General features: G+C 46.9%; 11 protein-coding genes. 7 read left to right on the forward strand and 4 right to left on the reverse strand.

The genetic code is table 11. The features are described 5' to 3' along the window. Window positions 1-68: 68 nt before the first annotated feature. Window positions 69-1,874 (forward strand): glycoside hydrolase family 35 protein, encoded by a 1,806-nt coding sequence (locus BMZ72_RS29980; RefSeq protein ID WP_089814107.1) that lies wholly within the window; start codon window positions 69-71, stop codon window positions 1,872-1,874. Window positions 1,875-1,913: 39 nt separating this feature from the next. On the opposite strand, the gene BMZ72_RS29985 is transcribed toward BMZ72_RS29980, so the two are convergent. After that, entirely contained in the window at window positions 1,914-3,860 is a 1,947-nt protein-coding gene (locus tag BMZ72_RS29985) for a glycoside hydrolase family 97 protein (protein WP_089814109.1), read from the reverse strand. Between the two features lie 33 nt (window positions 3,861-3,893). Next, entirely contained in the window at window positions 3,894-5,024 is a 1,131-nt protein-coding gene (locus tag BMZ72_RS29990) for a glycoside hydrolase family 88/105 protein (RefSeq protein WP_089814111.1), read from the reverse strand. A 193-nt stretch (window positions 5,025-5,217) separates the two neighbouring features. Here BMZ72_RS29990 and BMZ72_RS29995 point away from each other — a divergent pair, with 193 nt between their 5' ends. Beyond that, on the forward strand, window positions 5,218-5,658 hold the full coding sequence (locus tag BMZ72_RS29995) for a CBS domain-containing protein (RefSeq protein WP_089814113.1): 441 nt from the start codon (window positions 5,218-5,220) through the stop codon (window positions 5,656-5,658). On the opposite strand, the gene BMZ72_RS30000 is transcribed toward BMZ72_RS29995, so the two are convergent. Together BMZ72_RS30000 and BMZ72_RS30010 are read right to left on the reverse strand one after the other, a co-directional pair. Continuing rightward, window positions 5,655-8,072: a TonB-dependent receptor gene (locus BMZ72_RS30000; protein ID WP_089814115.1), complete on the reverse strand. Its 2,418-nt coding sequence runs from the start codon at window positions 8,070-8,072 to the stop codon at window positions 5,655-5,657. The two genes, BMZ72_RS29995 and BMZ72_RS30000, sit on opposite strands and share 4 nt — an antisense overlap. Before the next feature lie 264 nt (window positions 8,073-8,336). Next, window positions 8,337-9,602 (reverse strand): aspartate kinase, encoded by a 1,266-nt coding sequence (locus BMZ72_RS30010; RefSeq protein WP_089814119.1) that lies wholly within the window; start codon window positions 9,600-9,602, stop codon window positions 8,337-8,339. Window positions 9,603-9,780: 178 nt separating this feature from the next. On the opposite strand from BMZ72_RS30010, the gene fbp reads away from it, so the two are divergent. The 5 genes from fbp (at window position 9,781) to BMZ72_RS30035 (ending at window position 13,635) form a co-directional block, all read left to right on the forward strand. After that, complete coding sequence (fbp, locus tag BMZ72_RS30015) at window positions 9,781-10,785, forward strand: class 1 fructose-bisphosphatase (RefSeq protein ID WP_089814940.1); 1,005 nt, start codon at window positions 9,781-9,783, stop codon at window positions 10,783-10,785. A 100-nt stretch (window positions 10,786-10,885) separates the two neighbouring features. After that, window positions 10,886-11,416, forward strand: coding sequence for a CAP domain-containing protein (locus BMZ72_RS30020; protein WP_089814121.1), 531 nt, complete (start codon window positions 10,886-10,888; stop codon window positions 11,414-11,416). Between the two features lie 276 nt (window positions 11,417-11,692). Then, entirely contained in the window at window positions 11,693-12,457 is a 765-nt protein-coding gene (locus tag BMZ72_RS30025; RefSeq protein WP_089814124.1) for an ABC transporter ATP-binding protein, read from the forward strand. Window positions 12,458-12,507: 50 nt separating this feature from the next. Continuing rightward, window positions 12,508-13,050 (forward strand): YfiT family bacillithiol transferase, encoded by a 543-nt coding sequence (locus BMZ72_RS30030; RefSeq protein WP_089814126.1) that lies wholly within the window; start codon window positions 12,508-12,510, stop codon window positions 13,048-13,050. 18 nt (window positions 13,051-13,068) lie between these two features. Beyond that, on the forward strand, window positions 13,069-13,635 hold the full coding sequence (locus BMZ72_RS30035; protein WP_089814128.1) for an NUDIX hydrolase: 567 nt from the start codon (window positions 13,069-13,071) through the stop codon (window positions 13,633-13,635). The last annotated feature ends 178 nt before the right edge of the window (window positions 13,636-13,813 follow it).

The following is a 13,813-nucleotide window of genomic DNA, read 5'->3' on the forward strand; positions in this document are numbered from 1 at the left end:
TTCCCAACCCTTACCATTTCCCGCCTGTTTTGACTATTTTTCCCTTTCACTCAAGTTTTACAGGCTCAATGAAAAAGGTTCTATTTATCAGCGCAATGGCTTTGCTCAGTTGTATGGGCAGTGTGAACGCGCAGTCGAAACACACCTTCGCCCTTTCTAAGAAAGACTTTTTACTCGACGGCAAACCCTATCAGATCATCAGTGGTGAAATGCATCCTGCGCGTATCCCGAAAGAATACTGGCGTCATCGTATCCAGATGGCCAAGGCCATGGGATGTAATACCATCGCCGCTTATGTATTCTGGAACTATCATGAACAGGAAGAAGGCAAATTCGACTTCACTTCTGAAAACAGGGATATCGTTGCTTTTATAAAGATGGTACAGGAGGAAGGGATGTGGGTAATGCTGCGCCCTGGTCCTTATGTATGTGCGGAGTGGGAATTCGGTGGATTACCGCCGTATCTGCTGAGAATACCGGATATCAAAGTACGTTGCATGGATCCAAGATATATCGCCGCAACGGAAAGATATATCAAAGCCTTGTCTGAAGAAGTGAAACCTTTACAGGTGACTAACGGCGGACCGATCGTGATGGTGCAGGTAGAGAATGAGTACGGTAGCTTCGGTAACGACAGAGAATACATGCTCAAGGTTAAAGACATGTGGGTACAGAACGGTATCAATGTGCCTTTCTATACAGCTGACGGACCAGTATCTGCGCTGCTGGAAGCAGGATCAGTGCCAGGTGCTGCTATCGGACTGGACTCCGGTAGCTCCGAAGGTGATTTCGCAGCGGCAGAAAAGCAAAATCCGGATGTACCTTCCTTCAGCAGCGAGTCCTATCCTGGCTGGCTGACACACTGGGGTGAGAAATGGGCTCGTCCTGATAAAGCGGGTATTGTGAAAGAAGTGAAATTCCTGATGGATACCAAACGCTCCTTCAACCTGTACGTGATCCACGGAGGTACCAATTTCGGCTTCACTGCTGGCGCCAATTCAGGTGGTAAGGGGTATGAGCCGGATCTGACGTCTTATGACTATGACGCGCCTATAAATGAGCAGGGAGACACTACGGCAAAGTATAATGCATTGCGTGACCTCATTGGCTCCTACAGCAAGAAAAAACTGCCGGCGATCCCTAAAGCAATTCCGACCATCACCATCCCTGATATACAACTGAAACCATTCACCAGCGTGTGGGAGAACCTGCCTGCTGCGGTGAAGTCTGTACAACCGAAGACTTTCGAAGCCTACGGACAGGACTACGGTTACATGGTATATAAAACAGTGCTGGTAGGACATAAGAGCGGTAAACTGGATATCGTGGAACTGCACGACTATGCCACCGTATTCCTGAATGGTAAATACGTTGGTAAGATCGACCGCAGACTCGACGAACATAGTATCGAACTGCCTAAGTCAGATGTGAAAGATCCGGTACTCGAGATCTTTGTGGAAGGCATGGGTCGTATTAACTTCGCACAGGCGCTGATAGACCGTAAGGGTATTACCGATCGTGTAACGCTGAATGGCATGACCCTGATGAACTGGGATGTATATGGGCTGCCAATGAATAGCAATTTCGTAGAAAGCCTGCCCGCATCTAAAACCGGACAGGTGAAAGAAGGCGAATTCTTTAAAGGTACCTTCACCCTGACCACTACAGGTGATACTTACCTGGACATGACCAACTTCAAAAAAGGAATGGTATGGGTAAATGGTCATAACCTGGGTCGCTACTGGGAGATCGGGCCGCAGAAACGTTTATACTGCCCTGCACCATGGCTGAAGAAAGGAGAGAATGTGATCGTGGTGTTAGATCAGCATCAGCTGGAAGCAGCTACTATCAGAGGAGAAAAGAAACTCGACTAAATAAAAAAGGGCAGTTTAACTGCCCTTTTTTATTGAATATTATTGTTTGCGGATCCTGGCTACATACCCGCCACCCTTTGTCATTTTGATCGTGAGTTTCGAGTGATTGTCCGTTGTACCTGATTCCTTTTTACAATCTTTTGCATTTCTGTCGGCATTAATACCATCTTTCCAGCTGTCTATTTTGAAGCTGCCTTCACCCAGGAAGGAGAGATCAATGGTCAGTTCCCTGGACGTCCAGTTGGTCATCGCACCGATATACCAGTCGCCGTTGGGCGCTTGTCTGGCAATGGCGACATATTCGCCCACTTTCGCCTGTAAAGGAATGGTCTGCTGCCATACAGTAGGAACTGTCTGCAGGAAATCCATCGCCACTGGTTCATGGTAATAGTGCGTTGGCAGATCGCATAACATCTGTAGCGGACTTTCATACACCACATACATCGCCAGCTGATTACAACGGGTGCCCAATGTCAGTGGTTCTGCGGGAATAGCTGACCAGCTGTCCCGCTGTACGTTCTGCATACCGCCGGGAGTGAAGTCCATCGGACCAGCAGCCATACGAATGAAGGGAATAGTTGTCGTATGAGAAGGCGTGATCCAGTCTTCAAACTTACTGATCTCATTACCTAAAACACCTTCAGACGTCAGCACGTTAGGGTAGGTGCGGAGCCAGCCGGTAGGCTTGTAGGCGCCATGGAAATCTACCATCAGCTGACGCGCAGCCGCCGCTTTAGAGACCTTTTCATAGTAATTGACCATATCCTGGTCATCGCGCTGCATAAAGTCCACCTTGATGCCTTTAACGCCCCATTCTCTGAACTTGTCCAGCGCCATGTCCAGTTGCTTGTCCAGCACCAGCCAGCTGCTCCAGAGCAGGATATTGACATTCTTAGCTTTGGCATAATCTACCAGCTCTTTTACGTCAATACCGGGCGTCAGTTTCATCAGGTCACGGGTATCACACCAGCCTTCGTCCAGCAGTACGTATTCAATGCCGTATTTAGCGGCAAAGTCGATATAGTATTTGTAAGTCTCATTGTTGATGCCGGCACGGAAATCAACATCATAAATGTTGTTGTAATGCCACCAGTCCCATTGCACCTTACCGGGTTTTACCCAGCTGTAATCACCTGTTGCGGGAGGGGCCAACTGGTAGACCAGCTGATTGCTCAGCAGCTCACCATCCTGACGGGCGATCATTACCAGTCTCCAGGGAAAAGATTGTGGTCCCTGAATATTGGCGATATAGTTTTCGCGTGCGGTGACCTGTTCATCACGGTCGCTGGTCACCTTTTTCTCCTTTGGATAGTATGGGAACACCGCTTTTAATTTACCGCCTCCCTGGCCACGCAGCCACATACCGCCATAGTTGAACAGACCTGATTCGGTGAGTAGCAGTTTGGTGCCTTTTACTTCGAATAAAGCCGGCAGACTAGCCAGCTGCTGTTCGCCTATGCTATCCAGTTTATATTGGATGTATTTACGTTCGTTGTGAGAGAACATAGCGTCCTCCTGTGGGTACCAGGCCCTGCCCTCCTTATCCAGACTAAAACCGGCCTGTTCGTCCAGCACCTTGTAAGGTTTTTTGCTGGTCGTCAGCCAATGCCAGGCAATACCATTATCATACGCTCTCCATTCAAGTGCGAGTCCGTTGCTGAAGTCCAGGTGCAACTCATTGTACCTGTCAGCGATTGTTTTGGTTTTCTGCATAATGACAGGCGTCAGTACGCCGTCATGAGCCCCCGTTCTGGCTTTGCTGACTTTCCATACGTTTGCTTTGTCAGCATCGGTTTTAAACGATACGACAGACGGGGAGATCAGTTCCTTGTTATCCTGAGAGAGACTGTAGGTAATGTCTGTGCCTACCTGTATGGTCAACGTGACCGTTTTATCGGGCGATACTACGGTGTATCGCTGCTGTGCGTGGATGCCGGAAAGGCAGAAAAGGAAAATTCCTGTTATGGACAGGCCGCTGTACTTCATTATCGGTGGAAATTTAGTGCTGTTTTGTCGTCATCAGTTCGCCAGTAAAGCCGCTGCCGCCCATAATACAGGCGCCTGACCATGCAGATCGCCGGTAACCCGGTTACGGTTCAGGTAGTACTGCTGATCGTTCTTTTTATTGGTACCCTCACATACATCTTTTACATCGCCGGATTCATTGATGTATTTCACCAGGGTCGTCCAGGCGTTTTTAGCTACCAGACCGTATTCTTTCTCATCCAGCCAGCCTTTTTTCACACCTACAATGATCGAGTAAGTGAACATGCCGGTGCAGGATGTTTCTGCAAAAGAAGTCGGATCGTCCAGCAGCTGATGCCACATGTAGTTTTTGTCCTGCAGTTTCTTCAGGCCAGCCATCATCTTTTTATAGCTGTCCATGATCTTTGTACGGTCTGCGTGTCCGGAAGGCAGTACGCTCAGTAACTCGGTCATACCGGCAGCTACCCAACCATTACCGCGACCCCAGAGGAACTTCGCGTCCGGAGCATGGAAAAAGAGTCCGTCTGGCTGTTGCATAGCATCCAGGTATACCACCATTTCACGGGCGGCGCGGTCCAGGTACTCCTTATTGCCGGTAGCGCGGAATGCCTCCACCTGCAACAAAGTGATCATGTACATGTCATCGATCCACATACGGGTCTGCCAGGAAAGTCCCTTGGACTGGTATTCCTGCTGACTGGCCTGTGGATTGTCCGGCAGCTGCCATTGCTGGTCAGCAAACGCCTTTCCTGCCTCCAGGTACTTTGATTGATTGGTCTGGAGGTACAATTCCAGTGGAACCGCTCCAAAGACACTGTGATCAACGTGGTCAGCTCTGGGAACAAGACTCTGGGATTGTGCCAGTAAAGGCTCATAACGCAGGGCCAGCTTTTGGGCCAGATCTTTATTCCCGCTTGCTTCCGCAAACTGGAGGGCGCCATACCAGGTGCAAACCTCCGGATAGGTAATAGATTGTGGTTGACCAGGGTTGCCAAAATTGTAAAAAGGACCACTCACATAGTGGTTTGCCACAAAAAGACCAATAGCGGCCGGTTCGGTACCCATCGGCCAGTCTTTAAAGATCTTCTGAGCAAATACACTACTGAACGGGGTCAATAGGCCCGTTAGAGCGACGATTGCCAGGTGTATTCTCAATTTGCGCATACAATGCTAATTATCAGGGTTGTAAATAGTCACAGTTTTTTAACGAACGATTGCGTAAAGTAATATATAAAAATCCTGTATGCAAGATGCCAGCTGAAAATTTATAAGGGAAGGGGGAAATTTGGGCATAAAATGTTAACTTAGAAAGAAAGGGCTTGTATTCCTCCATTCATCACACCTAAAATACCTCGTTATGGGAACTGTACGTGACATTCTACGGGTGAAAGGCCATGCTGTTTACTCCGTTCAGCCAGATGATACTGTATTTGACGCATTAAGCGTATTAGTGGACAAGAACGTGGGCGCGCTTGTAGTGCTCGGCGACAATGACAAAGTGTTGGGTATCTTTTCCGAACGTGACTACGCCCGCAGGGTTATTCTGAAAGGCAGGGCTTCCAAAGAGACATTGATCAGGGAAATTATGACGGAAAATCCGTTTACAGTGACGGAGGAGGATAGTATCCAGGACTGTATGGTAAAAATGACGGACAAACACATCCGCCATTTACCAGTTACAGATGACCAGCTAAGACTGGTCGGCATGATTTCCATCGGTGACGTCGTAAAATATGTTATTGACGAACAACGGTATATTATCGACAACCTCGAGGGTTATATAAAGGGTACGCGTTAACCGCCTACCCTTTGTTGTTCAGCACCCGCTTCTCTGTCACGGGCTGCTTTTATGTTGCTGTTACCAAAATTCCAGGTCAGCGCCAGGTTCACGCGCCTGTTCTGCCAGCGGTTATTGATGTACATATCGATGTTGTCGAACCTGGCAGTACCGCGGAACTGCTCGCGGTTGGTAATGTCAGAAACATTCAGTTTCGCAACCAGCTTCTTATTCATGAAGGATTTCTGTACACCTGCGCCAATCGCGAAGGAAGACCTTATTTTGTATACACCCCACACGAACGGACTTTCATAATAGCCGTTGAGCTCCAGTTTCCAGTCCTTTGGTAAGGTAAAAGTATGGGTCGTCTGATAGTTCAGACCCCAGGTATTGGTCGCCAGATTGACCATCGTATCCTTCACATCATATGCCGTACGGTTGGCGTTGATGTTATTGGTGATATTCCACCATTTGAAAGGATCTATCGGGATGGTCAGTGTAACACCATACACATAACTCCGCTCAAAGTTCCTGTCATAGAAAGTTGTCACTTTTGAAGTATCGTTCTGGATCATGTACTCCAGTACAATGTTCTTGGTCAGTCCGTAGGAGAGGGCGGCCACATACTTCTGTTTGAAGGTATAGCTGATCTCCGCCTTATGGGTGTATTCCGGTAACAGGTATGGATTTCCCTTGAAATAGTTGTACTTGTCTATGTACCAGACAAAAGGATTGAGATCGCCGTAATTCGGCCTGGAAATACGCTTCGAATAGTTCACTCCGATCTTATGATTTTCGCTGAGCTTCTGGTCCACAGAAAGGCTGGGGAAGAAGTCCAGATAAGATCGTTTCACGTGTGACTGCAAGGTCACGGAATACCCGTCAGATTTTGTCTGTTCTGCACGCAAACCTGCCTGGATATCGGTGTTTTTGATCTGCTTTTTAAAGATCAGATAGGCGGCATACACCGTCTCCGTGTAAATAAACTGATTACTCTGTGTGATGGCCCGCTCGTATTTACCATTGAGCAGAGAGTCATAACGGAGGTCATTGTCCGTCTTCACAGAACTGAGTTTAAAACCGGTCTCCAGTTTGGTGGTTTTGTTAAAGGGCAATACCAGGTCGGCTTTGACACTTTTAATGGTCACATTGTTGATCGGTCTGTTACGGATGGAGTGGTAATTCAGTACCGGGTCCACCAGGTAGGACATGCTGTCGTTCAACAGCATGTTGTTATTGTCCTTAAATTCTGCCCAGTCGGCATCTGCTGATATTTCTGTCCCCAAAGTATCTAGCTGACCCTTATAATTCAGGTTGAAAGAGACATTGGAAAACTTGTTCCTGATCGTTGTATTGGAGTAAAGCGTTGAATCAATTTTTCCATTACTGCTGATCGGATTGGTATTAAAACCATCCTGCCAGAAAGAGTTGCTGTAACCCCTTACAAGCGCGCCGACCGTATGTTTGCTGTTAATGAAATAATCGAATCCCGCCTTATAGTTATTGTTCTTAAAACGGCGTCTGTTATAAACATCCGATACAAATAAGATCGGCTGATCACCGGATATATGCCGCTCGATATAGCGGGTCTGGAAGAAGCCTCTATTACCGTTGTTATAGTTACCAAAGAGGTTGAATTTTTCTGTCCGCCAGTTCAGATTCAGTCCTGTCGTGTACATCCCGTATTTACCGGTACCAACCGTCAGATTATAAGAACCATTTATACCCGTGATAATGGTCTTTTTAGTCTTGATGTTGATGATACCGCTTTTACCCGCTGCATCATATTTGGCGGAAGGGCTGGTGATGATCTCGATGGTGGAGATATTTTCTGCCGGCAGGCTTCTCAGGAGGTTGGCCAGTTGTTCGCCGGACAGATAGGTAAGTTTACCATCCAGCATAATGGTCGCCCCCTGGTTACCCTGAAGGATCACATTATCGTCTTTGTCGATCTGTACGCCCGGTGCCCTTTTCAGTACATCTAAGGCAGTACCGCCGGAGGCAGCCAGACTACTTTCCACGTTTAATACGGTAGCGCCGTTCTTTCTTTCAATGAATGGTTTCTGTGCAGATACGGTGACCCCTTCCAGTGTTTTGGAAGCAGGAGAGAGTGTCAGCGTTGGAAGCTGCACCAGTTTATGCTGTGCGTCAATACTGAATACCGAGGTGCTGGCATTGGTATATCCCATGAGATTGGCCTGGATAAAATAGCGGCCTGCCTCTACTTTGTCAAAGGTGGCGCTTCCTTCCTGGGAGCTTAGTTCACCTTTTACAAGAGAGGAGTCTTTCGCTTTCCTTAACAGGACGTTGGCGAAAGGAATGGGATGCCCGTTGGTTTCCGTTGTTTTAATGGTGATCTTTCCTGAAACCTGTTGGGCATACATAGTGCCTGACCCGGCGATTACCAGGATGACAATCAAAAGAATTTTTTTCATAAGGTTAAATCTCAGAGTGTTGGTGGGATGGCTTACTCTCAGCGGGTATCACCCACTCGGATCCGACACAGAGCAGGTAAAATGGAAGCAGTTCGGGGCTGGCACCCGTTCGTTCCGTTCGCAGTTGATGTAAAGCCCTGCCCTCCAGTGCAATAATGGCAAGGATACCCAGGGTTATGATAATAAATATGGATACCTTTTTCATGCAGGTTGTTTTTTAAAAGACGAACCTGCAGTGAAAAGGTTGCAAAAAGGTAGGAAATTTTATTTCAGTACGCGCTGAATTGTGATGAGTGATCGTTGTTCCAACAAGACAGTCCTGTCTTTGCTCAGTTCTTCCAGTAATCCATCCTGGTTATAACGAACGGTCAGTAATTCCAAACCTTCGTTATATGAGATTTTAAAGTCATCGTGTAATGCCTTCATCAAAGCATCTATTTTCTCCGGGTTATTATCAATACAGCAGGAGAAACTGATAGCGGCATTCTGCATCAAATTTATCTTGATTTTCAGCTGGTGAAAACGCTCGTAGACGTCGCTGATCCTGTCTTCCGTAATAAAGTCAAAGTTGCGGGATGTGATGGTCAGCAACACCTGATTTTTCTTCAGTACTATGATGGGCGGTAACTGCTTTGTGTCGGTTTCTTCCTTGATGACAGTACCCGGAAGATCTTTATTCAGAAAACTCTTCACATAGAGGGGAATCTGCTTGTTCTGAAGCGGTTTGATGGTCTTGGGGTGGATCACCTGCGCGCCATAGTAAGCCATTTCGATCACCTCACTGTAAGTGATTTCAGGGATGTTGATGGTATTAGGGAATAACTTCGGATCGGCATTTTTCAGGCCTTCCACATCTTTCCAGATGGTCTGGCTTTCTGCATTCAGCAGATTGGCAAATACGGCAGCTGAGTAGTCACTACCCTCACGGCCCAGGGTCACGCTTTCATTCTGGTCAGTACTACCGATAAAACCCTGTGTAATGATGATATTCGCCTTTTTAAACAGAGGTAGTACTTTCTCCTGCACATTCTGGCCTGTGACGGTCCAGTCGATATTTGCGTCCCGGAAGGTATCGTCTGTACGGAATACATCACGAACATCCAGCCAGGTGTTATTTACGCCAGCCAGGTTAAAATAAGCACTGACAATGGCAGTACTCAGTAATTCACCGAGACTTACCAGCTGATCATAATAGTAATCGAATGCGCGGCCTGGTTTTTCGCCCAGCGTCCATTCAGCTTCTGTAAAGAACTGCTGGAGCTGCTCAAATACCGGATTATCCCGGGTTCCCAGCAGTTTATCAGCTACTTCAAGGTGTTGCTCTTCAATGTTATGCAGCAGCTGCGCTGCTATTTCACGCTTACGCAGATAGAAGTTCTGCGCCACTTTCTCCAGTTCATTCGTTGTTTTACCCATCGCCGATATCACGATCAGTATTGGCTGATCCGGGAATGACTGTACGATAGTAGCTACCTGTTGAATACGTTCAACGCTTTCTAAACTTGCACCTCCAAATTTGAAAACCTTCATATATGCTTAATCTTCCGTGAAAAAAATACGGGGCAAAGTAAGACAACTTTGAATTTGTTTTAAAATTTGTTTCGTGGAAAATGACAGTTTCATTAAAATGTGCGTTTTCGGTAAATTAGCTGACGAGACGAGAATGCCAGAGGCAGCTCACAGTTATGAGAAAACTAATCCATTATATATGAACAGAAAAGTAATGACCCTGGATGAGTTTACTATCCAGGAGCTAAGGAATTACCCCGGAGCAACAGGACAACTGTCTGGTTTATTGCGTGATATAGGACTTGCGGCCAAGCGTGTCAACGTGGAAGTCAACAAGGCCGGTATCGCGGATATTCTTGGAGAGGCAGGCAAAATCAATGTACAGGGTGAGAAAGTCAAGAAACTGGATGAATTTGCCAATGATCAGTTCATCAGTTCTCTGCGAGGTAGTATTTATTGCTGCGGAGTAGCCTCTGAAGAGGAAGAGAACTTCATCGCCTTTGACGACGAGCACTCCAAAAACTCCAAGTATGTGGTGCTGCTGGACCCCCTGGACGGATCCGGTAACATCGACGTCAATGTCTCTATCGGTACCATCTTTTCTGTTTATCGCAGGTTAACGCCTACCGGTACTGTCTGTGAACTGGAGGATTTCCTGCAACCGGGCTATGTACAGATCGCAGCCGGTTACATCATCTATGGTTCCTCCACGATGCTGGTATACGCGACCCGCCGTAGTGTACAGGGCTTTACGCTCGATCCGTCTATCGGAGAGTTCTGCCTGTCCCATCCGAACCTTAAATGCCCTGTAGAGAGTGATATCTTTTCCGTCAACATAGGTTACTATCATCTCTATGAAGATAAGGTCCGTAACGCGATCGACTATTTCCTGGCGAAGGATGAACATGGAAAAATATACCGCCATCGCTTTGTAGGATGTATGGTGGCAGAAGTACATCGTACGCTTATTCAGGGAGGAATTTTCATGTATCCGGCTTTTGGAAAATATGCAGGGGGCCGTTTGCGTTTATGTTATGAGTGCAACCCCATGTCATTCATTATGGAAAAGGCAGGCGGACTGGCAATGGCTACCGGCAGACAAAGACTGCTGGAACTGAAACCATCCAAATTACACCAGCGTGTACCCGTATTTTTAGGGTCCAGAAACATGATGGATGTATGGCAGCGAATAGTAAATAGTTAGAAAAAAATGCAAATATGAGCTTTTGGTATAACTATTGCTAAACCAGCACTGGTTATCTTTGTCTAATGTCAATTATTTATTATCTATTACCATACACACTATGAACCGCAAGCTCACATTTGCCGTATTCGGATTTTTTCTGACTTTCCACCTGTTCGTCTTTTCCTGTTCCAGATCGGCAGCACCTGCTAAGAGCAGCACCACTGTAAAAGAGGGCCCTGCTCCCGTTAGTAAGGAACCGACCGCCGACGGCGACGCAAAACTGATCAAGGACATCCTTTATTATACCAACGAGTTCAGAGCCACCAAAGGTCTGCCTCCCCTTAAACTGGAATCCTACTGCTCACAGCTGGCCCAGAAGCACAGCGACAACATGGCCTCCGGCAAAGTAGCCTTCGGTCATGATCAGTTTGAGATCCGTAATGACGCTGTTACACTTAAATTTCATGGTGTATCCGGCGTAGGAGAGAACGTAGCTTATGGTAACCTGGATGCGAAAGGTGTGGTAGATGGCTGGATTAAGAGTCCTGGTCACCGTCGTAATATGCTGGGTGACTTTAACCTGATCGGCATCGGTGCTACACAGAAAGGAAAGGTGACCTATTTTACGCAGTTTTTCGTGAAGAAATAGTCAGGTCACTTAGGAATTACAATTGAGAATGAAGCATTGAATGCTGCGGAGACAGATAACAATTGAAAAACCGCATTCTTGCATGTTAACTGATCTAAGAGATTAATCTATAGCTTTTTATACGAGGTGCCTCATCATCTGAGGCACCTCGTTTTTTTATGTCACTTTATAATGTCTTAAAGGTTTTCAGGAGAATTGTTGCTCAGTTTAGGGGCATTTATGTCCCAATTCCTAATTCTTAATTATTAATTCTTAATTGAATTGTAATTTAGTCCCATGGAAAAGAGGAAGATTATCGAAGTAAAGGACCTGGTGAAGCAATATGGCGATTTTACGGCAGTTAAAGGCATCAGTTTCGACGTTTACGAACATGAAATATTCGGCCTCTTAGGCCCTAACGGCGCAGGTAAGTCTACCACCTTAGAGATCATAGAGACATTGAGGGATAAAACCTCCGGAACAGTGATCGTTGATGGATATGACCTGGATAAAGACCCGGAATCCATTAAAAAACTGATAGGAGTGCAGTTACAGAGTTCAGGATATTATCCCGGACTGAACCTGACAGAACTGATAGAGCTGTTCTGCGGACTGTACAACCAGGAAGTAGATCCCAAAGAACTGCTGGCCTCTTTTAACCTGGAAGATAAAGCGAAAGCGAAGTATAAAGAGCTCTCCGGCGGACAGAAACAGCGTTTTTCCATTGCCACAACGCTGATCAACAAGCCTAAGATCATATTTCTCGACGAACCCACAACCGGTTTAGATCCACAGGCAAGACGTAATCTCTGGGACCTGATCCAGGAGGTACGCGCCAAGGGTACAACCGTTGTTATAACCACACACTACATGGACGAAGCCGAATTCCTCTGTGATCGCTGTGCGATCGTTGACAGCGGCCGTATCATTGCGCTGGAGTCTCCTGACACCCTGATCGATCAGCTGGTGGCAGGCGGATTTGAGCGTAAGAAAGAAGTGAAGAAAGCCAACCTGGAAGATGTGTTCATTCACATGACCGGCAAAGGCCTGAGAGAAGATTAGTGTGGGGATCCTCCCGATTATTCTAATACCCAAATCATACTGACACGATTATGGACATCGACCTGGAGCAACTCAAATACCCTATCGGCAAATTCGAAGCGCCTGCTGAGATCTCAGACCGCGCTTTGAAAGGTTACATTAACGACATCAGATACTTACCGTCCCTGATTGAGATTGTAGTACAAAGTCTGGACGAAGCGCAGTTAGCCACTCCCTACAGACCCGAAGGCTGGACGGTATACCAGGTTGTGCACCATCTGGTGGACAGTCACACGCAGGCACTCACCCGCTTCAAATGGGCGCTGACGGAAGATAATCCTACCATCAAGGCCTATAATGAAACTGCCTGGGCAGAATTGCCGGATGTGAAGAAAACACCCATCAATGTTTCGCTAACTTTATTACATGCCTTGCATACCCGTTGGGTAAACCTCATGGAGAACCTGACTCCGGAACAATGGGCCCGCACATTTGTACATCCTGAAAGCGGTAAAACCATCGCTTTAAGGACGCTGGCAGGCACTTATTCCTGGCATGGCCTGCACCATATGGCGCAGATCGAAAGACTGAAAGAACGCAATAACTGGCACTAAACTATAAACAGAAGAATCATGGCATCATTAGATTGGAAAACATTAAGTTCAGAATACCTCTTTAAAGACAACTGGCTTACGGCTCGTCGCGATACATGCGAAACACCTCAGGGAAAGATTGTAACACCTTACTACGTGCTGGAATACAATGACTGGGTAAACTGTGTCGCCGTAACAGCAGACGGCCGTATTATTATGGTCCGCCAGTTCAGACAGGGCATTGGTAAAGCCGTCCTCGAAATTCCCGGTGGCACCATGGATGACACCGATCCATCCCCCGAATTTGCAATGCGCCGTGAGTTACTCGAAGAAACCGGTTACGAATTTGAGAAACTCATTAATCTCGGTGCTGTTGCTCCTAATCCCGCCTCCAGCAATAACCTTACACACATGTTCCTGGCCACCGGCGGCAAAAAAGTGCAGGAACAGGACCTCGACGAAAATGAAGAGATCGAACTTGTCCTCATGGATCTCGAAGACGTAGAAAAGCTGCTCCTCGACAACCAGATCCTGCAAAGCCTGCACGTCAGCTGTCTGTTCTATTCATTACTACGCCTGAAGGAACTGAAGATCCAAAAGGCTTAAGGAACGCATCGCAGCTTTGCAGAACTAAACTGCCAACTGTATATTACCTGCTACCTGAATTACCAATAGTCTGGTGTCGCACGCATTGTATATTTTACTTTGATAGTGGGTCGGTCGTCGATGCTGCGGTTTCAGATAGGCTTGCGGACTACGCCCCTTGCAGAGGCGGGCGATTGGG

Origin of the sequence: Chitinophaga sp. YR627, assembly GCF_900114995.1 — a bacterium.
GTDB lineage: Bacteria > Bacteroidota > Bacteroidia > Chitinophagales > Chitinophagaceae > Chitinophaga.